This is a genomic window from Streptomyces sp. SUK 48 (assembly GCF_009650765.1).
GTDB lineage: Bacteria > Actinomycetota > Actinomycetes > Streptomycetales > Streptomycetaceae > Streptomyces.
Genome location: NZ_CP045740.1, coordinates 8,221,989 through 8,242,879, shown reverse-complemented (window position 1 = coordinate 8,242,879; position 20,891 = coordinate 8,221,989). Strand labels below are relative to the sequence as shown.

Here is a 20,891-nt window from a genome sequence, read left to right as displayed (position 1 = left end):
ACGGTATGGTCCTGCGACTGACCTACCAGGTGCAGGAACGCCTTGAGGAAGCGGCACGGCACCCGGACCGCGGCGACATCTCCATCACAACGGTCATCATCTGGCTGGCCGCAGTCGCCGGCGCTGTCACGATCGCCGGGACCATCGCCGTGGTGATCGGCAAGTACAACGGCAAGCTCACCGGGCTGTGATGAGCCCGCCCGAGCGCCCGAGCAACCGGTGGCAGGGGCGCGGTTGGCGGGACGACCACGGTGACACCAGCATCCAGATGGCGATCGTCTTCCCCCTCGTGCTGCTGGCCACGGTGGCCGTCATCCAGGCATCCATGTGGTACTACGCGCGGCAGATCGCGCTGACCGCGGCCCGCGAGGGCGCCACCGCGGCCCGCGCCTACCAGTCGAGCCCGGCAGACGGCGCAGCCCAAGCGAGGGCCGTGCTGCGCCGCACCGCGGGCGGCAGCCTGAACGGCTACCGCGTGTACGCCAGCAGCGACGGGCAGCGGGTCCGCGTCCGGGTGTCCGGCACGGCCCTGTCCATGATCCCGGGTCTGTCAGATTTGCGCATCACGCAGTCGGCGTCCGGCCCGGTGGAGCGCTGGACAGTCCCGAAGGGGTGAATCACATGCGATCCCTGGCTCACAGGCTCTGCGGCGACGAGGGCAGTGCCGCGATCGAGGCGGCCATCGTGCTGCCCTCACTTCTGCTGTTCTTGTGCCTGGCGATCGCCGGAGGCCGGATCGTCACGTCCGGCTCGAAGATCGACTCCGCGGCACAGGACGCGGCCCGAGAGGCATCCATTCACCGGACGGCGGCGGCCGCCCAGGGTGCCGCACGGTCCGCGGCCGCAGAGTCCCTGAACGACCAGGGCATCAAGTGCACATCGACAGCCGTCCGCGTCGACACCGGTGGCCTGAGCGTGCCGGTGGGGCAGGTCGGCACGGTCACCGTGACCGTGACCTGCACGGTGAGCCTGTCGGATCTTCTGCTGCCGGGCCTGCCGGGGGCCAAGACCCTCACCTCGACGACGACCTCGGTGGTGGACCGTTACAGACAGCGAGGCGTGTGATGATCTTGCGTCGACTGAAGCGAGTCCGAGGTAACGACGACGGCGGCATCACCGTGTTCGTTGCCGTGTGCGTGCTCGCGCTGACCGGCATCATCGGCGTCGCCGTCGACGGCGGCAGCAAAATGCGCGCCACCGAGCGCGCCGACTACATCGCCGGCGAGGCCGCCCGGGCCGGCGGCCAGGCCATCGACCCCGCCGACGCCATCAACGGCACCGCCACCAACGTCGATCCCCCAGCAGCGGCCGCCGCGGCGCAGGCGTACCTGAGCTCCGCCCACGCCACCGGCACGGTCAGCGTGTCCGGTGACGGCAAGGCCCTCGCCGTCACCGTCACCAGCTCGTACGCCACCACGTTCCTGTCGGTGGTCGGGATCAGCTCGTTGCCGGTGACCGGCCACGGCAAAGCCATCCTCCTGCACGGCGTCACCGCTCCCGAAGGAAACTGATGCGCACCACCGCCCCCTCCCCCGCCGCTGCGGGGGCCCGCCGCCTGGCCCGGGCCCTCAAAGCCGTGCTGAGCCTGCTCGTCCTGGCCGCTGCGGTCGCCGGGCTGCCGCTGCTGCTGGCCTGGGCCACCCCGGTCGTCTGGGCCGTGGCCCACGACGACCTCGCTCACCTGCTGGACCGGCAGGACACCGGCGCAGTGTTCCTGATGCTCCTCGTCGCCGTGGGATGGATCGGCTGGGCCCAGTTCAGCTTCTGCGCCGTCCGCGAGCTCATCGCACAGCTACGGGGCCGCACATGGCACGCCCCGCGGGGATGGGTGCCGCACAGCACGCCGCGGCCCTGATGATCGGCAGCATCCTGGTGCTGCTGCCCACGAGTTCGGCCCTGGCCTCCGACGCACAGGCCGCGCCGGCCCTCACGGCGGGGCTCGCGCCGAGCCCGGCGGTCCAGACCTCGCAGGCAGCCGCCGATGCCGGCCGCGCCTCACCCGCATTCTCCGCGAGCACCCCGACGTCGTCTCCGTACACCGTGCGAGAAACCCGGCCGGCGCAGACCTTGTGGGGTATCGCCGAACGGGAGCTGGGGGACGGCGAGCGCTGGCGGGAGATCGTCACCCTCAACGAGGGCCGCGTCATGACCGACGGTACGGTCTTCCGCGCGAACAGCTTCCTGCAGCCCGGCTGGCGGCTTCAGATGCCCCAGACCACCGCGGCCGCGGTAGGCGTTCGCACACAGCTGGGCGATGGCGCCCGCGTGGCCGACGTGCAGGGTGGGCACGTCGTCACAGTCCGCTCCGGGGACTGCTTGTCGAAAATCGCTGAGGAGGAGCTCGGCGACGGCGCCGACTGGCCCGAGTTGTTCGATTCCAGTCAGGGCAAGCCGCAGCCGGACGGCCTGCCCGAGATCACCGATCCCGACGTCATCTACGCGGGCCAGCAGGTCGCCGTGCCCGAAGCCCGCTCCGACCAGCCGCACCAACACCGCGCCCCGGGGAAGGGGTCAGGCAGCCCGGGAACCGCTCCCCCGCCGGACCAAAGCGATGCCACGCACACGCCGGGTAAGTACGCGGGCGGGTCGCCGGCGCCCGTGACGGGCCGGTCCACCGGGTCTGCAGCAAAATCACCAACGCCCGGCACACCGTCCACTCGCCCTGCCCAGGAGCCTGGGCACGATCACTACTCCCCCTCCGAGGAGCCGTCCACGGCTCCCGGGCCCAACGCCACGGCTCCAGCCGTCTCCCCGCCCGCGCCGGCCGGGCTGTCGGGCTCCGCCGCCCCCTCCTCCGCGCCCCGGGCCCCGGCGACTGCTCCGGCCGGCAGCCCGCTGAACCTGCGCACCGTGTCGGGCGCCGGCGCGCTGCTCGCTGCCTCTGTCACCGCAGCGCTCGCCCTGCGCAGAACGTTGCAGCGACGGCGCCGCAAGCCGGGCGAGAAGATCGCCATCGCCCCGGAAACGTCCCCCGCGGAAGCCCAGTTGGCGGCAGCAGCTGAGCCCGAGGGTGCTGACCGGCTGGACGTGGCCCTGCGGACCCTGGCTCATCACACGGCCCAGCAGGAGGACACGGCTTTGCCGCCGCTGCGGGCCGCCCGGATCGGGAACCGCACGGTGGAGGTGCTGCCCGAGGACCTCGGCCGGGAGCCGGTCACGCCCTTCACAGCCGGGCCGGGCGGCTGGTGGATTCTGCCTCCTGATGCCGCCCTGCTGGACGAGGAGACGGCCAGGGAGGTGCCCCCGCCGTATCCGGGGCTGGTCACGATCGGCAGCACCGAGGCGGGCGACCTGCTGCTGCTCAACCTCGCCGGGCTGCCCGCGCTGCTGCTGGACGGCGACCCGGTCCACATCACCGAGATGTGCACCTCGCTCGCGCTGGAACTCGGGATGAGTCCCTGGGCGTCCGGAGTCGAGATCGTCACCGTGGGATTCGGCGAAGACCTGCCGCAGCTGCTGCCCACCACGCGGATCGCCCACATGCGCCAGGCCGCGCATGCCCTGCGCGATCTGGCTGAGCGCCTGCTGGAAGCGCACCAGCTGCCCGGGACCCGGCATCACCCGTATGTGCTGCTGTGCGCGTCCTGCCTGGACGAGGATCTGGCCTGGCAGTTCGCCGATGTCATCGGCAAGGCCGCAACGGTGCCCGTCACGCTCATCGCCCCCGCGCGGTCCGCGGCAGCTTGTTTCCCCGAGGCAGAGATCCTCAACGCCTCGCTCAGCGAGCCGCAGCATCTCGCCCTGGCCGACGCGGACATCACGGTGCAGCGCCTGGAACGCGATGCCTACCTGCAGATCACCACCGCGCTGAAGATGTCCGGGCAGCCGTCCTACCCGGCCGAGGGGCCCTGGCAGGACGTCCCGGACGAGCTCGTCAGCGTGCAGCAGCCCGATGAGGCGGCGGAGGAGGAGGAGTCCGCGCCTGCGGCCGTCACCGTCTCGATCCCGTCGCCGTCGGGGGCAACGGACCTGAGCGCCGAGGTCTTCCCGGCCTTGCTCGCCGCCAGTTCCGATCCGTCCGGGCTCCATCTGCTCTCCCCCACCGGTTCACCGCCTCGGCGCAATGTCAAAGCCGGACCGGACGCGAAGGCGACGGGGCCTTCGGTCCCGGCGTGCCCGGCGGCTGGAGGCGACACGGCAGATGCCGCCGACGATCCGGGAATTGCCGCCGAGAAAGCCGCGGTGCCGCAGGCACAAGAGGGCGAGGCCCAGGACCTGCACGCCCCGGAGATCCGGGTTCTGGGGCCGGTCGAGGTGTCAGGCGTCGGCCACACCGGCCACGGTCCCAAAATGGCGCAGCTGGCCGCCCTGCTGTACTTCCGGCCCGGCCGGAGAGCGGATGTCCTGTGTGTCGACATGGACCCCGTCAGCCCGTGGTCGGCAAGTACCCTCAACGCCCGGATGCAGGGCCTGCGCAGCTCCTTGGGCAGCGACCCCTCCGGCACCCTTTATGTGCCACGCCGAAAGACGGGCGACGACCCCTACCGGCTCAGCCCCGGCGTCCGCTGCGACTGGACCCGCTTCCTCCAAATCGTCGAACACGCACTGCCACTGGGGCCGGCCGGACTGACTGACCTCGAAAAAGCGCTGACACTCGTACGCGGCCGCCCCTTCGGCGGCCGGCCCCTGCCCTGGGCAGAGCCCTACCAGCAGGAGATGATCACGCGGATCATCGACGTCGCGCATACCGTGGCCACCTACCGGACCACCGCCGGACCCCATCACAACCTCAGCGCCGCCCTCAAGGCCGTCGTCACCGGCCTCGAGGTGGACGACACCGCAGAGCTCCTCTACCGGGCATGGATGCGCCTCGAGGCAGCGCGCGGCAACCGCTGCGGGCTGCATACCGCGATCACGCGCGTGCAGCAGGTCAACCAGGCACTGGACTGCTCGCTGGAGATGGAGACCACTCAGCTCATCCACGAGCTCCTCAACCGATCGCCCGCAGCGGCACGCAGAGCCGAGTAGCCGCTGGCCAGGTCACCGGTGTCGCGAGAAGACGGTGCGCGCAGGGCGGCTTCAACTCCGGTGTCCGGCCGGGCGAGAGGGCCACACAGGACGTAGACAGCGGGCTTCGGCGAGCCGGCGCCGCCGCTTGAAGGCACCGCTCCTCGTGTACACCACGGCAACGGCATCGGCGGCGGCCTTGTCCTTCGTGCGTGCGTCACCTGACTTCGACGCAGTACGCGGCGCCGGGGAACTCCCATCCGTCGGAGCCTGCGCCGATGTCCTCCACGATGGCGTCGTCGATGAAGTGGTCCTCGAACTCGTCGTCGGTGAGGCCGCCAGCCCTCCAGAGCGCCTCGATCGCGTCCCAGTTGCCTCGGCTGCCGTCGATACGCAGAGGCGCAGCGTAGGCGGTGCCGCGTGTGCGCTCGTCGTTCCCGGTCTTGACGACGCCGCTGATCTCGTACTGGCCCCGCTTGACGTGGTCAGGAATCGGGTCGGCGGGGATGACGGCGACGTTCTCGTACGCGGTGTGGATGATGTCCAGGTAGTTGCGGCGGACGTTGTACTCGGAGTCGGACAGCCAGTTGACCAAAGTCTTGGTCGTGACGTGGAGACCGGCGTCCGCCAGGGCCTGCTGACCGCGGTGGGTCGCGGTCAGCTGGCTGAGCTGGGCGTGCCAGTGCTTGGCCGTGTACGACGACAGCCGGTGGCGGGGGGTGACCTGGGAGCGCAGGAGGTCGTTGAGGGCGGTGCCGAGGGAGCCGCCGCGGCCTGTGGGGCCGGCCATCAGTCGTCGCCTTCGGGGATGATCTCGCCGGCCTGGGCGAAGTCGCGCTTTACTTCGCCGAAGCCGGTGCCGATCCGGTAGGTGGACGGTGGCGTGGCGGGCGGGGTCCAGAAGATGGCCTGGTCGACGTTGCGCAGCGCGAGGAGCGTGTGGCCTTCCTGGACGGCCTTGAACGCGGCGGTCCAGTGCCGGACCGATGCCTCGGCGACCATGCTCATCCGCCAGTCCGGCCGCCAGAACGGGGACCGTTGGTTGGGCTTCTTGGGCCACAGCAGGCGCAGCGCGATGGACAGCCGGGTCTTGTACGCCTTGTAGGGGTCGCCGCCGGCCTGGACGAGCTCGGTCCGTGCCTTGCGGGTGGCTTCGTAGAAAGGCTTGAAGAGGGACTCGTTGGCTTTCCCGGTCCAGGAGTCGTGAATGGCCGGCATGGCGTGGAGGTGGCCGTCCCGGACGAGCTTGAGCAGCAGCTTGATGTGGGGGGTGGTGACCCACGCCCGGTCGTTCTCGTCAAGGCGGTCGGTGATCCGTCCCAGGGGGTGCGGCATGTCGGTGCGGTTCCACTGCGGGATGTCGATGAGGTAGATGCCGGCTCCGGCCTTGTCGTAGGCGTCGAGCGGGCCGGTGTGCAGGAGCTTGTTCGGGGCGAGGGGAACGGCCGAACAAGCTGAGGGGAAGCTGCCGTTGCGGTCGATGAGGCAGAGTACGCCCGCGTCGAAGGAGTCGGGCACGTCGAACTGGTCGCGGCGCACCCGCTTGCCGTTCGCCCGGACGTGGGGGGCGCGGGTGACGGTGATGTCAGGGTGGATCCAGCGGGGCTCGCCGTCCATCTGCTCGGTGATCAGCGGCCACGGCCCGCTGTCGCGCTCCTCACGCTTGACGACCGGGATCGGGTGCATCTTCGAGCGGCGGACCGAGTCCTTGAGGATCTTCAGCGCAGGGAAGACGTGGCCCTCGGGCTCGTCCTCCTCATCTCCAGGTGCCAGATCGTCCTCGTCGTTTTCCTCGTCCTCCTGGACGTGTCCGCTGTCGGCCAGGGCCTGGACAGGGATACCGGCTGCGGTCGGATGGCCGGCGGCTTGGGTGGTGCCGGCCGCGGCGGCAGAGTGAAGGGGGCGGTGGAGTTGCAGCGCAGCGAAGAGGCGGTGCCCCTCATGTGTGTCCGGCAGCTTCGTTACCGCTGCGGCGGCCTTAAGCAGTTCCGGCAAAATCTCCTGGAGGGCTTCCTGGTCTCCGCCTGCGACCGCGGTCCGCCATGCCGCCAGTTCGCGGGTGAGGGCGGCGGGGATCCCCTGGTGTCCGCCGGATGTGTAGGGAAGGGCGGCTTCGGCGAGTTCCAGCGCCGCCGTCGCGGTGGCGGGCGCCGAAGGGCCCTGGGCCGTCGGGCTGTCGGCGCGCTCGAGGGGGGTGGCTTCAGCGTCGAGGAAGCGGGCGTGGAGGAGATCGGGTCGCAGGTATGCCGAGCCGATCGTGCCGAGGTCACGTTCCGTGACGGTGACGTGGACCTGGTGCGGGTCGGCGGTCGCGGCGAGCTTCACCACGACGTCGGCATCCAGGAGTTCCAGGAGGGCGGGGTCGTCGCTGTCCACGACGGCCAGCACCGGCACGTTCACGTCGCGGGCAAGGCCGGCCAGGACCTGGGAGGCATTTGGGAGACGGTCTCCGGACAACGGCAGCCGGGGGCTGTGCGCGGCTTGGAGGCGGTCCACGACCACAAGGGCCAGGTTTTCCATGTGCGGTGCGGTCTCCGCGATGTCCTCGGCCCTGAGATCGGCGCCGTCATCGATGAGCAGCACGTCGCCCGCCTGCACTAGCTGCCGGGCGGCCTGCTGCTCGTGCTCGGTGAGACGGCCCTGCTTCAGACGCGGGTAATCGCCTCCGGTCTCGGCAGAGATGATCCGGCGGAAGATGTCGTCCCTGTTCGGTCCCGACGCGGCATACAGCACTGTGTGGCGGTCGCGGAGCGCGGTCTTCCGCGCGGCGGCGAGAGCCAGCAGGCTTCCACCGACGTTCGGCGGGGCAGCCACGAGCGTCAGCCGACCGGACTGCAGAGCGCCCGTCGCGGCGTCGAGGCCGGGCAACCCGAACGCGGGGCCACCGACCGGGGCGCCGGTGAGAGTGGTCATGGCGTCGCCGAGCGTGGCGAGCCTGCGGGGCGTGCTGCTGCGGCCCTGGTGACCTTGGCCGTTCACCGCGCCGCCTGCGCTCGTCATGTCGGGGCGTGCGGCCGGGTCGGTCGGGAGGGCACTGGACGCGGGGTCGGCGGGGAGCAGCACCGCGACCGGAGTGGTGTTGCGGAGGAAGACCTGCGGTTCGCCCTGTGCCGCCAGAGTGACGAGGTCACCGAAGTCCTTCTGTGCCGCGCTCAGTACATGGGCCGGGAAGGCGCCGGTCTTCCGGGCGGCCGGGAAGCGATCCAGCGGAGCGAGCAGAGCACGCACCTTGTGCTTGGTGATCACCGTGGTGTGCCCGTCTTCGGCTCGCTTCACCAGCGTGTACAACTGGCTCCGCGCCGTGGTCGCGTTGAACGCATTCTCATCCTGTGCTGACTGACTCATTCACGCTCCTGGGACACTGAACTACCCGCCACCCTAACCAAGATCACTCATTCAGATAGTCAAACCCGCAATTTTTTCATCAAAAGTCACTCACTACTGAGGCTTCACTGTGTGGGGTGGCAGCTTCAGATATAGCCGCTTCCGGCCAGTGACAGAAGGCGCGGAAGGGGGCCCCGGCTTTCCGCTTCCGCGCTGTCCGCAGACGAAGGCGCCCACCGAAGCGGCGGAGTTCAGTTCCTTGTCGCGGATTCCCGGTCTTCGCGCTCCTCGTGCCCACCTGTCCGATGATGCGGGACGAGGCGATCGGGACCGATGGGCCCACGGAGCCACACGGTCAGCCAGCTGGGCTCGTTGAGGCAGGACAGCTCTTGCCGGGTTCCAGATCACCTGTGGGGGTGATCCTGCAGCGCTGCCCGTCGCATCGGCGAGGACCCGGAGTTAAGCCCGATATGAAGAGACTTCTTTCTGCGGCGGCGATGCTGGCAGCCGCTCTGGTGGTGCCGAATGCAGCGCCAGCGGCCGCAGACACGAGCGCGTGCACACATCACTGGAGCGGTCCGCAGGTGTGCATCCGTATGCAGGGCCGCAACGGCTGGAACAACATCACGGCAATCTGGGTGAACCCGCCGACGTCGGTGAAGAGGCGCAGCGTACGGCTGTTTCTGGACGGTGCTCAGCTTGGCCCAGCGCACACGGCACGGCGGGTGGGGCATACGGTCAGCTACGCCTGGCCGGCATTCGAGCAGGACACGGACGTGAAAGTGTGCGTGCGCTTCGCGGGGATCAACCGGGTGGCGTGCGATCGCACGAAGTACATCGGCAACCGTCCTTAGACGGACCTTTCGGATCAATCCGCGAACAACGTAGCAGTCTCACCGCAGGCGGCGGCTGCTGTGTACGGTTTGGCCGCGACCTGGCCGGCGGGCTGGAGGTAGTAGCCGTTGGAGATCCTCAGCGGGTCGACGGACTCCAGCGGCACGAAACCGTCGATCTCGATCGCCTTCGCGGTCGGCAGCGGCAGGCTGCTCAGGTCCTCGTTGGTGACCGGGATGACCTGCGTCTTGGTCAGCTTGTAGCCCTTGCCGATCTCGTCCTCGGGGACCTCGCGGTCCTCCAGCTCGCACACCTTGCGGTAGCGGATCCGCCCCTGGTCGGCCAGGTGGAAGTGGATCGAGTGGTCCTCGGTGGCGCTCACGACGTAGATCGGCACCGTCACCAGGCCGAAGCTGATCGCGCCGCTCCAGACCGCTCTCGCCCCGAGCACCACCAGCCTACGACCATTCCACCAGGCACGTGCCGCTGCGCTGCCTGACGGTGATGTCGGCACTTCGTCACGCATACGTGCTCTCTGGCCGAGCCCGGAGCGCTCAGGCCGCGACCGGCGTACGGGCTGCAGCGGACACGTCAGCTCCCCGTCAGGGGCTCGTGTCACTCTCCTTCACGTGAACGGCCCAGGACACCACGGGCAGGGAACAAGGGAGAGGTGCCCGGAGTGGTTGATCGGGGACCAGCGAGCACGCCTCAAGGTCGGATCCCTCCGGGGGTCCACGCAGGTTCGAATCCTGCCCTCTCCGCATCACGCAGCACGCCGCTCACCGAAGAGACCCGGTGAGCGGCGTGCTGGTGCCGTGCGGTTCTTCAGTTGGTGCAGGTGTCCAGCATGGACGACAGGGCCGACTTCTCCTTGTCGGTGGTGGTCAGCTTCCAGATGGACTTGATGTGCGTGTAGTCCTCGGCGTACGTGCACCAGAACGTCTTGTTCGTGGGCTTCCAATCGGCCGGCCCACTGTCGGACTTCGAGCTGTTGGACGACTCCGACGCGATCAGCAGCTGCGGGTCCTTCAGATCGTTGCCGAACGCCTTGCGCTGGTCCGCGGTCCAGGCGTCGGCGCCGGAGCGCCACGCCTCGGCGAGGGGAACCATGTGGTCGATGGTGGCCTTCGCGACATCGGTGACGGTGGTGTCGTCGTACACGGAGTACCAGCTGCCGGAGGAGGGCTGGCAGCTACCCGGCTTGTCCTGGACGTTCTTGCCGTCACGGGCGAGGACGTCCTGGCGTGTGGTGCAGCCATCGGCTTGTTCAGCCCAGATGTCGAACTTGTCGCGGGCGTAGCCGTTCATCGAGTGCGGCACGCCCACGGTGAGGGCGGCAAGCTCGGTGCGGGCGGTCGCCGCGGACGGCGGTGCGGGAGGGTCGGCGAGCGCGGGGGCGGCGCTGACCGCGGTCAGAAGCAGGGCGGCGGCGGGCAGACCGACGAGGATACGGCGCATGAAGTCTCCATCAGAGGTGGGGGGTTGGAGATCCTGCTTGAGGAAACCCCAGTCGGCACTATGTGCGCTACGCGCGTGGACAAGGTGCGACAACTCCCCCACGCCGCCTTCACAGCCGCAGCACGCCGGTAGCAGCAGGACGTGCGGGTCACTCCGAGGGGACGAGGCGGGCAACGACCGCGCCAGCTGCCGGCAACACCCGTAACCCGGACCGGGGATGGCCGTTGCGCCCGGCATGAACGAACTGGTCGGCCCCGCACTGGACATGCCCGAGCTGTACGAGCCGCGACTGCCGCTGCTCACCCTCACCGAGGCACACGGCTTGATGGAAGTCCTGCAGTACTTGGGCACGACGGATGACGACTGGGGTGCCCAGGCCCGCCACTTCGCAGCCGAGCTCGCCGCCCGCGTCCCCTCACGCGACGCATAGCGCTCGGAGACCGGACCCGAAGGGTGCGTGCGGTGACACCGCGCGCACCGGACTGGCGGATGCATGACCCCCATGCCCGACCCTCTGGTGGTGCCGGCCTCAACGGCGACTCCGCCTGACGTCCGCCTGAGGCCGCCTCAGCAACACCGGCGTATACGCCACACAGGTGGTTGAACCCCGTATAGAGTCCCCCTGCTCTTGTTCGACTACAAAGGGGGGGTCCCTTTGCGCTCTCGTCTTGCCATCTCAGCCCTGACAGTCGCGTTGACCGGCGTGCTCTTCAGCGCTCAGACCGCGTCCGCTTCGACGTCACTGCCGTCCAAGAACACCGCCCACCACTGCGTCCGGCACACCACCGGTGTGTGCGGCTGGACGCACCACCAAAAGCCCCGGGACACGTACGAGACCGCCAAGTGCAAGGACGCCGCCCTGTCCTACTCCCGGCACTCCCAGGGCACCTGCTCCCACCACCACGGCGTCCGCTACTGGTTCAAGTAACCACACACGCCGCAGGTCGCTGCGTCCGGATGCGGAAGCAGCGACCTGCCCAACTGCCGGCCCAGCCCAACGAACGGGTCTGCTGACCCGGGCACAGTTCCGGCGCGTTCCCGCTCCGGCGGCGCCGGGCGCTGTTAGGTGAAACCCGCCGCACACGCCGACTCAACTTGTTCGGGGCGAATGTGCGGTGGCTGGCCAGCTACCGCCATCCGCGCCACCGCGATGCGGGTGCCGCACGTGTTCGCCCGCTACGCCGACGGGAGCGCCCTGCTCGCCGACTGCCCCGCCACGGCGGGGCCCGCCGGACAGCGGGCCAGGCAGGCCGCCGCAGTCGGTCTTGAGCAGGCGGTGCCAAAGGCGTTCGCCGAGCCGAGGCCGCTGATGGCGGGAGCCACGGCGGCCGGTGAAGTCCTCACGGCGTTGCCGGTGCTTTATCACACGCAGCGGGGCGGGCGGCTGGCTGCGGACCTCGCCCGGCCGCTGGGCGAGCACACCTGGCCTGGCGCGGTGACGGCAGGCGTTGAGCGGGAGCAGCAGGAGAGTTGAGCAGGCAGGCGATGGCCGTCCCTGGCGGGCAGCGTGTTGAGGTGGGTGCGCGGGTCAAGTGCGTACTACCGGTGACCGACACCGCGACGGCAAACTGAGAACGGTGAAGGGCCCGTGCCGAGCTCGGGCGAGGGCCGGCTCGCTTCGGCACCAGCCGGGCCGGGGCCGACGATCTCGCGCTCTACACCACAGCCTCCGCCGATACGGCCGTCCCCCCATTCCGAGGTCCACTGGGAGCAGCTGCGCGCCGTGGAGAATGGCTGGCGCTCCCCGCTCGCGGCGCTGCGCCCAAAACCGGCACCCGCGTAAGACTTCTGCGGGTGCAGCCCTCCGCACCCGTGCCTCGCCACGAGCCTGCGGCCGACCGCCGGCCCGCGGCGGACATCGGGTCGCGCCGCCGAGAGCCGGCGACAGAAAGGCCTGCGCCAACCGTGAAGCAGCCTGCGAGGGCAGCGGGCGGGGCCGTCGGCCAGTCGGGGGCTCCGGTCTCGCGGTCGAGTAGGGCAACGGCGCGCAGTCCGGCGGCGCGGGCCCGTCTCGGCCGCCGGCAGACACGGCGGATGACCTCGGTCCCGGGCCCGTAACGGCGGCTCAGACCCTGACAGCGCGGGCAGTGACCGACCTGCGCAGGCGAGCAGCCCAGCAACTGCGCGGCAGCAGCCCGACCCATGCCCAGGTCGACGCGCCGCGGCGTGCCGCCCACGTCTTCGACTGCAAGCCCCCCACCCCGCTGCGGCCGGCCGCGGGACGCTCACTCAAGATCGACCCCCAACCCCAGCCTGCTCTCCGGCCGGCAAACCGGACAGGGCTCGGCTCCGATCGCCGGATCCGTGAGCACCATGCGTGCCTGCTTCGCACTGATCGCGGACGGCGCCCGGCGCCCCTGCCGGATCTTGCAGCCACCGACGTGGACGACGACGGGCAGGGAATCATCCGGGCGGAGCTTCGTCTCCATCATGTACTCGGCCGACGACGGCGGCCGCCGCTGGGGCCCGGACCGCTGCGCCGGGCGCTCCCGGCTGGGGACCGAGGATGCCCGCGCGAGGGCCTCGCGCACCTCGTCGCGCTGGAGCCGCAGGTAAATGCCGACGGCCTCGCTCTCAGTGATCTGCCGCTCCAGATGCCCGAGGATTGCTCGGAGCCGGGGCGGATCAGGCGGCAGACCGGACATGACGAGCACCGTGCAGAGCGGCCCACGCGTGCGAGGACCGGCCGTGCCAGTGCCGGTGGGACAGCACCTGTCCCGACAGCCTTAGGAGGCGACGCCGCAGGTGGGTACGCGGCTGCACGGCGAGCTGCCGGTAGACGGAGTGCCACTCCTCGTGTACTCGGGCGAGGTCATCAGGAATCGGCCGCATGACCTAATTCAATCACTTGTTCGAATTTCTGGTCCAGCCGACCGCCCCTAACCCTGCACCTGACCCCACGCCGCGCGACCTGGAGTGGGCAGCCGGGCACAAGCCGAGCAGCCGAGGCCCGCGTGACCGTCCAAACGAGCCGCGGCCCCTTTCTCGCGACCAGGGCGGCCTCGAGCAGGCACCGCCGGCTATGTCAGCGTCACCATCGAGTACCCGCCGGGCCCGGTCGACCTGGTCGACGCCGACGGCCACCCATGGCCGAGGGCGGACTTTGTGGCACGGCAAGCTCTCCGCGCTGCCCGGTGTGACCATGCGCCGGGCCCATGACGTCCCTCCATGCGGCCTCTTCGACGCTCTGCGACGGGAAGCACGGTCTGCTTGTCGCAGACCACCAGCATCGCGGCGGGGAACTCGGTACAGCGGTCTGCAAGCGGCCTCATCCGTTCGCGTCACCTGAGTTGTCCTGCCGAGTCGGCTCGCGAACAGTGCAGTGGAACAGATCACTACAAAAAAGGAGCGGTCATGAAGCGTGCGGCTATCGTCGCGGGTGCCCTCGGAGTCGTCCTGCTGACGGCAGGCCCGGCTGCTGCGGCCGAGCCTGTTCCATCGGTAGGGGAGGTGGGAGGGCTCATCGGAACGAATGTCGGGAGCATCAACGCGTTGAATAACGTCCTGGCCAACTCCAACTTCCTCAACCACGTCAGCGCGCTGAATAACCTGCTCGGGGACACAGACACCGTTGCCGCCATCCTTGGCAACTGACCCCGCAGCCAGCACCCGGCGGGGCAGTAAGTGATGCGGTTATTGCCGCCAGTAGCGCCACCACCCGCGAGTGCATCGACGCCGTCGGCACCGCCGACGTCGCCGCCACCCTCCAGGCTCTGGCCACCCCCTCACGGCTAGACATCCTGACCCGGTTCCAGGAAGGGCCGTGCTCGGGCAGTTACCTGGCCGAGGCCGCCGGCATGGAAGCTTCAGCTTGTTCCCGCCAGCTGCGGCTGTTGCGCAATCTGGGGCTGGTCACCGGCGAACGTCATGGCCGCTCGATCGTCTACGCGCTCTACGACAGCCATGTCGCCTAACTTCTCGACGCCCGCGAGTTGCTGGCGTCCGACGGGATCGCGGCGCGCGTGGTGTCGATGCCGTGCCGGGAGTGGTTCGCCGCACAACCCGCCGCGTACCAGGACGAGGTCCTGCCGCCGGACGTACGGGCCCGGGTCAGCGTCGAGGCCGCCGTCGGGCAGGGCTGGCGCGACATGGTCGGCGACGCCGGACGCATCGTCAGCCTGGAACACTACGGCGCTTCCGCCAACTACCAGCGCCTCTACACCGAGTTTGGCATCACCCCCGAAGCGGTCGCCGCGGCCGCCCGCAACAGCATCCACGACACCCAGCGGGCGCCCCGACCCGGCGGCCACCAGCAGACCTCCACCCCCACCAGCAGCGGCACCGGCGACCGGCGACCGGCGACCGGCGACCGGCGACCGGCGACCGGCGACCGGCGACCGGCGACCGGCGACCGGCCATGATCCCCCGGTCGGCCGGTCACGGGGCGGCATCCGGGCGGACGGCTGCGTGGTAGGCCGGCCTCAGCGGCTGGCTGCCTGTTGAAGGCGGTCGTCGAGGTCTTGTTCTGCTTGGGAGGTGCGGGCGGGGAGGGTGTCTGCGACGTCGGGACGGCAGGCGGCCGCGGCGAGGAGGTCCCGGACACGCCGGGCGAAGTCGCCGCCAGGCAGGGGAAGTTCCATGTCGGGTTGGCGGAGGTATCCGACGGTGACGGCGGTGGGGATGTAGGCCATGAGACGGGTCACCGCGGTGGTGCGGTCCCGGACGGTCTCTTTGGCGAGGTGGCGCAGGATGCGCAGGACCGTGGTGGTGGAGGTGCTGGTGACGGGGTTCAGAGCGGGTGCCCACTCCCCCACGGCGCCGGGCCTGGGTGCGGAGGCGGGGGCGGGGGTGGCGGTTGGACGTCATCGGTCTGCTGGTGCCACCAACTCGCCGGGGTGTCCTCGCCGGCGGCGAGATGGTGAAGGTAGAGGCAGTAGGCGGCGGCTGGCTGTCCGGCGCCGGCTGCGTACTGCCACCAGAAGCGGGCGCCGTCGTCGGTGTCGGTCAGCTGCAGCACGCAGGCCAGGACGAGCGCGCTGCGGGGTTCAGGCACCTGCTCGGTGACGAAATCGGCGACCTCGTGGGCAGGCGTGTGGGAGACGAGGGTCTCGCACAGGGCCCGCAGGTCCTCGGCCGCTTCCTCGGCATCGAGCCGCCGGTCCGACACCGCCGACCGGTCGAGGGCGGCGGCTGGGGGCTGCGGAGAGCGGGTGACCGGGCAGGCAAGGGTGTCGACGATGTCGCGGGGAGCGGTGCGTTCCGTGGCGAGGCGTGCCCGGGCGAGAATGCCATCGATGCGGGTCATGGCTGGTCTCCATCTTCGGGAGGAGGCGGCGGGGACAGGATGTCCTCGAGGAAGCGGATCGCGTGGCGTTCGTCGGAACGGACCGTCGGCAGCGGCAGGCCCAGGAAGTGGGAGACCTCCTCGTCGGTCATGCCGTGCAGGACGCGCAGCACCATGACGTCGAGTTGGTTGTCGGGCAGCCGGCTCATCGCCTTGAACAAGGCAATGGATTCGGCGATCTGCTCGGCGGCCTCGTCGTCGGTGACGGTCTGGAGGGCGATCGTGTCGAAGGCGGCCTCGCTGAATTCGGGGCGGCCGTCGATGTGCGGGGTGCGGGCCATGACCGCGGTGCGCAACACGGTGAAGGCGTATCGGCGGGTGTCGTGGCTGGCAAGGGCGTGGCCCCAGGAGAGCCAGAGTTGGTCGTAGGTCTCCTCGAGGGCGGCGTCGCAGTACCCGGTGAGGAGGAAGACGCCAGCGTAGAGGCGGTAGCCTCCCTCGGTGATCTCGCGAAACGCGGAGAGATCCATGGGCGGGGTGGCGCGGGTGGCCGTCATCGTCCCGCGGGCGGCGGAGGATTTCTCGACCCAGGCGCGGGATTTGTTCTCTGTCTGCAGCGCGGCTTGTCGCCACAGCCGGTACAGCGGCCAGACCGAGATGCCCAGGGCGACAGCGATGTCGTAGAGGAGTTCCCAGCGGGGGTAGAGCTTGCCGCTGAGCAGCTCGGAGATCTTCGGCTTGGAGATGTAGAGCGCCTCGCCGAGTCGGCTCATCGTCAGCCCGGAGTGCAGCGTGGCGGCCAGGTACGCCTCACGGACCGGGACCAGCCAAGCACGGTGCGCGCTGGAGATGTGTGCTGCGATCGGGCCGAGGGGCCGGCCTGGGCGTCCAGGACGCCGTGCCAGAGCGGCTCCGACACCGGCCTGGCTCCGCAGGCCGGGTCCGGCAGGTTCCTTCGAGTGGTCCCTCTCGGGGGTGGCCGGCGTGCTCGACCTGTCAGCCGGCCCGGGTTCGCCGGAAGGGGGCGGCTGGTCGGGAACCGCAGCCGGGTCGTCGAACAGGTTCATGGCGCCTCCTCCCCACTGTCCGGCACGGCCACCGCGGGATCGCCGACCTCGGGGGCGGGATGCGAGCGGATGGCCCGCACGATCTGCTGGACCGTCAGTCCCAGCACCGGGGCGAGGACGGCGATCGCTGCGACCTGCCCGAGCACGACCATCACGACGCTCCACGCGAATACGATCGCCGTGGCGAACGCGATGAGGAGCTTTATGCCTTTGCGTTCCATCAAGTTCCCTTGGTTCTCGGTCTTCCTGCGCCCGCTGGTCTCCGGGGGCCTGCGGGCCCCGGAGACACGCGGGTGCCACGCCGCCGCCGCCGGGGAGGTCAACCAGCATGTAGGCAGGAGGAGTTGTTACGCCAAGTGATCAAGAATTTACGGAACAATGCCGGTCGCCAAGCAGTCCGCCCCATACCCGGACGAAGCACCGACCGGAAGAAAACGCGCAGGCCCTTTCGCTCTGGGGTGGAAGTTCCCGATTTTCCTTGCAATCGGGCGCTCAACCGACGTCAATGGACACCGGGCACCCTTCGGTGTCGGTCTTCCATCCGGAAGAGCCTGCCCCCGTGCCAGAAGAACCCGGGGGCGAGCACACCGTTCCCGCCCGGCCCGCAGCAATCAGGCCGGGCGGGAACACCCGTCCACTCGGGACTTCCCGAAGGTAGCCGACCGCACTGACAGTTGCTCCCCTCTGTACTGGACGCGCTCCCAGCGTTATCGGGGATCGGATCCGACGCTTGCACGGAACTCGTGTCCCACGATGAGGGCTCGTTGCGAAACTGGATCGTCTGCCACGCCTATCTGGGATGTTCCGGGCATGGAGATGACAGCGCACCTGACGATCGAGGGCTCCGGCCCAACGGGAGGGGGGCAGCCTTGTGGGCTGCCCCCCCTCTGGTTTCACACCGGCAGATCGCAGCCGGCTTCTCGGCAGGCGTGACTGCGCAGCGAGTGCGACTGTCTGCCTATCGTGCGGCGTATCCGAACCGGCCGCCTGAGGCGGGAAGTCCGCCCTGGCCCGGCTGATATGTGGTGATCGCGGCGTTGGTACCGCCGGCGGTCACGTTGGAGAGGGGCAGGGCGTGCAGTGAGCCGTAGCTGGCCGGGCCATAGGGCATTCCGACGTACAGTTTGGTACCGGTGTAGCGGATGCTGAAGCCCAGCTGCTGGTCAGCTCCTGCAGGGCCGGGGATGCCGGACGTTCCCGCCTCGATCCAGCGGTCGTTTGCGCTGGGAGCGCCGAGCAGCGAGAAGGTGGTGATGGCGCCGGATTTGGTGGCGGTTCCCACGGCCTCTCCGGTGATTCCGACGGCGAGCTTCATCGTTGCTGTGGTGCTGACCGCGCCGGGCATGGTGTTCACGGCGGCGAGGGTCTGGCCGAAGCGGTCGCCAGCCTCGGAGGTGCCGGTGACGTCGTCGGTGGCAGTGCCGGAAAAGTAGTTGTTCAGCTGAGTGAAGGTACCGGCTGCGGTGACACGGAAGGTGAGGACGTTGCCGGTGTCGGTCTTGTTAACGCCGTCGATATCGAGATCTTCGCCGGGGGAGCCGACCGCGAGGATAGAGTCGGTGGCGGTAGCCGCTGCCGAGGGGCGGTAGGGCACCATCGCGAGGGACTTGCCGAACTGGTCGCCCGCTTCGGAGCTGCCGGCGACGGTATCCAGGTCCTGGTCGAGGCCGAACAGCGGGGTGGGACGGCCCTCGGAGTTCAGTGTGTGGCTGAAGACCGCGACGTTGCCGGCGTTCGTGTCGGTGCCGATGGCTTCGCCGGGGGCGCCGATGGCGATGTGGTTGGCGTCGGCGGCGATGGTTTCGGCGAACTGGTCGTTGGCCTCCACGGCGCCGGGGACGCCTGTGCTGTCCTGGGTGATGCCGATGTTGGCGGTGGTGATGCCGATGCTGGTGCTGTCGCGCACATAGAACGCCATGCCTGCCTTGGGCACGGTTCCGATGGCCTCGCCAGGAGCGCCGATCACGAGGAATGGGTCGCCGGAGGCAGTGATGCCGGCTGCCACAGCCTGGCCCAGACGGTCACCCGACTCGGGGGTGGAGGCGGCGAGGGACCCGGTCCCGGCGTCCTGTTCGAAGTGGGTGTCCTTCACCGAACCGGTACCGATGCCGGCCTGGGCGCCGTACAGGACGTCGACCATGCCGGCGTCCTTCACCGTGCCCAGGTCCTCGGAGGGGGTGCCGACGATCAGGTCGGTGCAGCCGTCCTGGTTGTAGTCGGCGGTGTCGATGCTCTCGCCGAACCAGTCGTCCGTCTCGGAGTCGCCGGGGACCCAGTCCAGGTCCTGGGTGACGGACGTGGTGCCCTTGCCTCCGCCGTAGACGATCCGGACCGCGCCCGCACTGCTGTTACCACCGACGCTGGCTTTCGGGTCGGCGATCGCGATGTCTTCGACGCCGTCGCAGTTGAAGTCGGTGATCCGCGCGGCCTGGACGGTGGAGTCGATCCAGGTGCCGAGGTTGTCCAAGCGCACATTGCGTGCGTCAGTGCGGGTCTCGGTGGGGTCCTGGCCGAAGCAACGGCCCTGCCAGGAGCGGGTGGTGACCGACGTGAGCTCGTAGGAGCCGCCCGCGGTGCGCAGCACCGGGGCACCGGTGTCGCCGGCGCAGACGGCTGCGCCGTTCTGGCCGGCCATGTCGATGGTGTCGGACTGGATCGCGCCGATCTTGAAACTGCCCGTGTGCAGCTTCAGAGGGGCCCACTCGGTGGCAGTGCGGCCGTATGCGGGCACGGTGAGGGCCTCGTCCACGGCGGGGGCGCTAGTGCTGACCTTGACCGGGGTGATGCCGGCGGCGGGACGGCCGAGTCGGGCGAGCACGACGTCACGGTCGCTGCGAGGCACCAGCTCGACGACCTGGCGGACCTGCCCTGTGGTGGAGGTCAGGTCGGTGCGGCCGATGGTCGCGGTGGTGGCCATGGCCGGCTTGCCCGCGCGGATGCTGTAGCCCTGCTCGGGGTCGTCGGCGAAGCAGCTGGCCGCGGTGACGATCCACTCCGGATCGATCAGCGCGCCGGTGCAGGCGCGGTCGCCGGAGCCGATGGCAAGGCGGGCGGTGTAGGCGAAGGAACCGCTGGCGGCTACGCCACCTGTGACGGCGGACACACTGGGGGCGGTCAGGACGCCGGACACGACGGCGGCCGCGAGCAGCGTGCTCGTCAGCGCCGCGCGGGGGTGGAAGTTGGACACGTGGGAGCTTTCCTGATGGTTCACGAAGGCGCGGGCCTCGTGCGGCCTGTGCCGCAGGGCGCATCGCGCATGGGGTTCGGTAGCCGGCTGGAATGTGTGGCCGGGAGCCGGGCTGGACTCAGCCGGTGACGCGGAGTTCCACAAGGACGGAGCGCAGTCCGGTGCCGCCGGCCTCGCCGACGGGCTGGTAGTCATCGGTCGGCACGCTGACGACGGTTTCCTTGCCGTCGGCGGTCAGCGTCGCCTTGACCGGGTGGTCCTCGGTCCACACCCCGTAAGCGTCAGGCAGTTCCAGGGTAAGAAAGCCCGTCTTGGTGGTGGCGCGGAAGCAGTAGCCACCGTTGTCCAGACGGGACTCGATCTTGATGTTCCACGCCTCGCTGCAGGAGACCAGGGTGATGTGGCCGTCGCCCCGCTTGAGGGTGACGTTGCGCTCCTGGCGGATGCGGTCGGCGCCCGGATAGTTGAAGTCTTCCACCGCAGAGGGCATGTCGGCACTGCTCCCCGCTGCCACCGGCTGCGCGGGCGCCGCGGACGCCGGAGAGCCGATCGTCAAAGCCGCCGCCACAAGGGCTGCCGCGAAGGCACCGGAGGCTCCGAGCATGAGTCCCTTGCGGGCACGCGTTATCGCCATGTGTTTCCTTCCCCAGAGGTCACGAGAGAGCGGATCCCCCTCCGCTTGCTGAAAGTAAAGCACATGTAAGAATTTGGTGAGCATGCCGTCGAACGCCCCTCACCTCAAAGGATTTGAGGGGTCGTTCAGTGCTGCCGCGGGCCATGGCGCGCAATGCGCAGGGCTCATCGATTCCGTTTGGCGGCTGCAACCACTCATCACGATCTGCACGAAACG

The 20,891-nt window shown here is 69.6% G+C and carries 22 protein-coding genes and 3 pseudogenes; 14 read left to right on the top strand and 11 right to left on the bottom strand.

The window, feature by feature from the left end:
* Positions 1 to 5: 5 nt before the first annotated feature.
* Genes GHR20_RS36230 through GHR20_RS36210 form a run of 6 tightly spaced genes read left to right on the top strand, consistent with a single transcriptional unit; the run spans position 6 to position 4,968 of the window.
* Positions 6 to 191: a hypothetical protein gene (locus tag GHR20_RS36230; protein WP_153815690.1), complete on the top strand. Its 186-nt coding sequence runs from the start codon at positions 6 to 8 to the stop codon at positions 189 to 191.
* Positions 191 to 616 (top strand): TadE/TadG family type IV pilus assembly protein, encoded by a 426-nt coding sequence (locus GHR20_RS36225; RefSeq protein ID WP_194859084.1) that lies wholly within the window; start codon positions 191 to 193, stop codon positions 614 to 616. Before GHR20_RS36230 ends, GHR20_RS36225 begins: the two co-directional genes overlap by 1 nt.
* A 5-nt stretch (positions 617 to 621) precedes the next feature.
* Positions 622 to 1,065: a TadE/TadG family type IV pilus assembly protein gene (locus GHR20_RS36220; protein WP_153815689.1), complete on the top strand. Its 444-nt coding sequence runs from the start codon at positions 622 to 624 to the stop codon at positions 1,063 to 1,065.
* On the top strand, positions 1,065 to 1,511 hold the full coding sequence (locus GHR20_RS36215; RefSeq protein ID WP_153815688.1) for a pilus assembly protein TadG-related protein: 447 nt from the start codon (positions 1,065 to 1,067) through the stop codon (positions 1,509 to 1,511). The genes GHR20_RS36220 and GHR20_RS36215 overlap by 1 nt, the downstream gene beginning before the upstream one ends.
* On the top strand, positions 1,511 to 1,855 hold the full coding sequence (locus tag GHR20_RS37985) for a hypothetical protein (RefSeq protein WP_243878251.1): 345 nt from the start codon (positions 1,511 to 1,513) through the stop codon (positions 1,853 to 1,855). Before GHR20_RS36215 ends, GHR20_RS37985 begins: the two co-directional genes overlap by 1 nt.
* On the top strand, positions 1,855 to 4,968 hold the full coding sequence (locus GHR20_RS36210; protein ID WP_243878250.1) for a LysM peptidoglycan-binding domain-containing protein: 3,114 nt from the start codon (positions 1,855 to 1,857) through the stop codon (positions 4,966 to 4,968). Before GHR20_RS37985 ends, GHR20_RS36210 begins: the two co-directional genes overlap by 1 nt.
* 196 nt (positions 4,969 to 5,164) lie before the next feature.
* On the opposite strand, the gene GHR20_RS36205 is transcribed toward GHR20_RS36210, so the two are convergent.
* Both GHR20_RS36205 and GHR20_RS36200 read right to left on the bottom strand, forming a co-directional pair.
* The gene (locus GHR20_RS36205) at positions 5,165 to 5,737 is read right to left on the bottom strand and encodes a hypothetical protein (protein WP_153815687.1); all 573 of its coding nucleotides are present in this window, start codon (positions 5,735 to 5,737) and stop codon (positions 5,165 to 5,167) included.
* Entirely contained in the window at positions 5,737 to 8,010 is a 2,274-nt protein-coding gene (locus GHR20_RS36200) for a DnaB helicase C-terminal domain-containing protein (RefSeq protein ID WP_243878249.1), read from the bottom strand. Before GHR20_RS36200 ends, GHR20_RS36205 begins: the two co-directional genes overlap by 1 nt.
* Positions 8,011 to 8,741: 731 nt before the next feature.
* On the opposite strand from GHR20_RS36200, the gene GHR20_RS36195 reads away from it, so the two are divergent.
* Complete coding sequence (locus tag GHR20_RS36195; RefSeq protein WP_153815685.1) at positions 8,742 to 9,125, top strand: hypothetical protein; 384 nt, start codon at positions 8,742 to 8,744, stop codon at positions 9,123 to 9,125.
* 62 nt (positions 9,126 to 9,187) lie between these two features.
* Here the strand turns inward: GHR20_RS36195 and GHR20_RS36190 are convergent.
* Positions 9,188 to 9,556: pseudogene (locus GHR20_RS36190) on the bottom strand (Ku protein); the annotation flags it as partial.
* Between the two features lie 213 nt (positions 9,557 to 9,769).
* On the opposite strand from GHR20_RS36190, the pseudogene GHR20_RS36185 reads away from it, so the two are divergent.
* Positions 9,770 to 9,866: pseudogene (locus GHR20_RS36185) on the top strand.
* Positions 9,867 to 9,930: 64 nt separating this feature from the next.
* Here the strand turns inward: GHR20_RS36185 and GHR20_RS36180 are convergent.
* Positions 9,931 to 10,563: a DUF1524 domain-containing protein gene (locus tag GHR20_RS36180; protein ID WP_153815683.1), complete on the bottom strand. Its 633-nt coding sequence runs from the start codon at positions 10,561 to 10,563 to the stop codon at positions 9,931 to 9,933.
* Between the two features lie 235 nt (positions 10,564 to 10,798).
* On the opposite strand from GHR20_RS36180, the gene GHR20_RS36175 reads away from it, so the two are divergent.
* The 3 genes from GHR20_RS36175 to GHR20_RS36165 all read left to right on the top strand — a co-directional run bounded on the left by GHR20_RS36175 (position 10,799) and on the right by GHR20_RS36165 (position 12,037).
* Positions 10,799 to 10,993, top strand: coding sequence for a hypothetical protein (locus tag GHR20_RS36175; RefSeq protein ID WP_111581883.1), 195 nt, complete (start codon positions 10,799 to 10,801; stop codon positions 10,991 to 10,993).
* 273 nt (positions 10,994 to 11,266) lie between these two features.
* Positions 11,267 to 11,491, top strand: a complete 225-nt coding sequence (locus tag GHR20_RS36170) for a DUF3761 domain-containing protein (RefSeq protein ID WP_243878248.1) — start codon at positions 11,267 to 11,269, stop codon at positions 11,489 to 11,491.
* A 237-nt stretch (positions 11,492 to 11,728) separates the two neighbouring features.
* A complete protein-coding gene (locus GHR20_RS36165; protein ID WP_243878247.1) occupies positions 11,729 to 12,037 on the top strand; it encodes a hypothetical protein in 309 nt (102 codons plus the stop codon).
* Positions 12,038 to 12,788: 751 nt separating this feature from the next.
* Here GHR20_RS36165 and GHR20_RS36160 read toward each other — a convergent pair.
* Positions 12,789 to 13,208 (bottom strand): DUF6233 domain-containing protein, encoded by a 420-nt coding sequence (locus tag GHR20_RS36160; RefSeq protein ID WP_153815682.1) that lies wholly within the window; start codon positions 13,206 to 13,208, stop codon positions 12,789 to 12,791.
* Positions 13,209 to 13,917: 709 nt separating this feature from the next.
* On the opposite strand from GHR20_RS36160, the gene GHR20_RS36155 reads away from it, so the two are divergent.
* The 3 genes and pseudogenes from GHR20_RS36155 to GHR20_RS36145 all read left to right on the top strand — a co-directional run.
* The gene (locus GHR20_RS36155; RefSeq protein ID WP_153815681.1) at positions 13,918 to 14,157 is read left to right on the top strand and encodes a hypothetical protein; all 240 of its coding nucleotides are present in this window, start codon (positions 13,918 to 13,920) and stop codon (positions 14,155 to 14,157) included.
* 41 nt (positions 14,158 to 14,198) lie between these two features.
* Positions 14,199 to 14,477 (top strand): metalloregulator ArsR/SmtB family transcription factor, encoded by a 279-nt coding sequence (locus GHR20_RS36150; protein ID WP_153815680.1) that lies wholly within the window; start codon positions 14,199 to 14,201, stop codon positions 14,475 to 14,477.
* A gap of 3 nt (positions 14,478 to 14,480) precedes the next feature.
* Positions 14,481 to 14,852: pseudogene (locus GHR20_RS36145) on the top strand (transketolase C-terminal domain-containing protein); the annotation flags it as partial.
* 132 nt (positions 14,853 to 14,984) lie between these two features.
* On the opposite strand, the gene GHR20_RS36140 reads toward GHR20_RS36145, so the two are convergent.
* The 6 genes from GHR20_RS36140 to GHR20_RS36115 form a co-directional block, all read right to left on the bottom strand.
* Positions 14,985 to 15,317, bottom strand: coding sequence for a hypothetical protein (locus GHR20_RS36140; protein ID WP_153815679.1), 333 nt, complete (start codon positions 15,315 to 15,317; stop codon positions 14,985 to 14,987).
* A complete protein-coding gene (locus GHR20_RS36135) occupies positions 15,293 to 15,808 on the bottom strand; it encodes a hypothetical protein (RefSeq protein WP_153815678.1) in 516 nt (171 codons plus the stop codon). The genes GHR20_RS36140 and GHR20_RS36135 overlap by 25 nt, the downstream gene beginning before the upstream one ends.
* On the bottom strand, positions 15,805 to 16,560 hold the full coding sequence (locus tag GHR20_RS36130; RefSeq protein WP_243878246.1) for a sigma factor-like helix-turn-helix DNA-binding protein: 756 nt from the start codon (positions 16,558 to 16,560) through the stop codon (positions 15,805 to 15,807). Before GHR20_RS36130 ends, GHR20_RS36135 begins: the two co-directional genes overlap by 4 nt.
* 290 nt (positions 16,561 to 16,850) lie before the next feature.
* A complete protein-coding gene (locus tag GHR20_RS36125; RefSeq protein WP_153815676.1) occupies positions 16,851 to 17,075 on the bottom strand; it encodes a hypothetical protein in 225 nt (74 codons plus the stop codon).
* Positions 17,076 to 17,812: 737 nt separating this feature from the next.
* Positions 17,813 to 20,002 (bottom strand): trypsin-like serine protease, encoded by a 2,190-nt coding sequence (locus tag GHR20_RS36120; RefSeq protein ID WP_243878431.1) that lies wholly within the window; start codon positions 20,000 to 20,002, stop codon positions 17,813 to 17,815.
* Positions 20,003 to 20,159: 157 nt separating this feature from the next.
* Positions 20,160 to 20,531: a hypothetical protein gene (locus GHR20_RS36115; RefSeq protein WP_243878245.1), complete on the bottom strand. Its 372-nt coding sequence runs from the start codon at positions 20,529 to 20,531 to the stop codon at positions 20,160 to 20,162.
* Positions 20,532 to 20,891: the final 360 nt, after the last annotated feature.

Excerpts from the sequence above, each read along its gene's own strand:
- GHR20_RS36180 (WP_153815683.1), bottom strand. The coding sequence starts at position 10,563 with ATGCGCCGTATCCTCGTCGGTCTGCCCGCCGCCGCCCTGCTTCTGACC.
- GHR20_RS36220 (WP_153815689.1), top strand. The coding sequence starts at position 622 with ATGCGATCCCTGGCTCACAGGCTCTGCGGCGACGAGGGCAGTGCCGCG.
- GHR20_RS36125 (WP_153815676.1), bottom strand. The coding sequence starts at position 17,075 with ATGGAACGCAAAGGCATAAAGCTCCTCATCGCGTTCGCCACGGCGATC.
- GHR20_RS36155 (WP_153815681.1), top strand. The coding sequence starts at position 13,918 with ATGAAGCGTGCGGCTATCGTCGCGGGTGCCCTCGGAGTCGTCCTGCTG.
- GHR20_RS36160 (WP_153815682.1), bottom strand. The coding sequence starts at position 13,208 with ATGTCCGGTCTGCCGCCTGATCCGCCCCGGCTCCGAGCAATCCTCGGG.
- GHR20_RS36210 (WP_243878250.1), top strand. The coding sequence starts at position 1,855 with ATGATCGGCAGCATCCTGGTGCTGCTGCCCACGAGTTCGGCCCTGGCC.
- GHR20_RS36215 (WP_153815688.1), top strand. The coding sequence starts at position 1,065 with ATGATCTTGCGTCGACTGAAGCGAGTCCGAGGTAACGACGACGGCGGC.
- GHR20_RS36130 (WP_243878246.1), bottom strand. The coding sequence starts at position 16,560 with ATGAGCCGACTCGGCGAGGCGCTCTACATCTCCAAGCCGAAGATCTCC.
- GHR20_RS37985 (WP_243878251.1), top strand. The coding sequence starts at position 1,511 with ATGCGCACCACCGCCCCCTCCCCCGCCGCTGCGGGGGCCCGCCGCCTG.
- GHR20_RS36195 (WP_153815685.1), top strand. The coding sequence starts at position 8,742 with ATGAAGAGACTTCTTTCTGCGGCGGCGATGCTGGCAGCCGCTCTGGTG.
- GHR20_RS36225 (WP_194859084.1), top strand. The coding sequence starts at position 191 with ATGAGCCCGCCCGAGCGCCCGAGCAACCGGTGGCAGGGGCGCGGTTGG.
- GHR20_RS36115 (WP_243878245.1), bottom strand. The coding sequence starts at position 20,531 with ATGCCCTCTGCGGTGGAAGACTTCAACTATCCGGGCGCCGACCGCATC.
- GHR20_RS36205 (WP_153815687.1), bottom strand. The coding sequence starts at position 5,737 with ATGGCCGGCCCCACAGGCCGCGGCGGCTCCCTCGGCACCGCCCTCAAC.
- GHR20_RS36135 (WP_153815678.1), bottom strand. The coding sequence starts at position 15,808 with ATGACCCGCATCGATGGCATTCTCGCCCGGGCACGCCTCGCCACGGAA.
- GHR20_RS36230 (WP_153815690.1), top strand. The coding sequence starts at position 6 with ATGGTCCTGCGACTGACCTACCAGGTGCAGGAACGCCTTGAGGAAGCG.
- GHR20_RS36175 (WP_111581883.1), top strand. The coding sequence starts at position 10,799 with ATGAACGAACTGGTCGGCCCCGCACTGGACATGCCCGAGCTGTACGAG.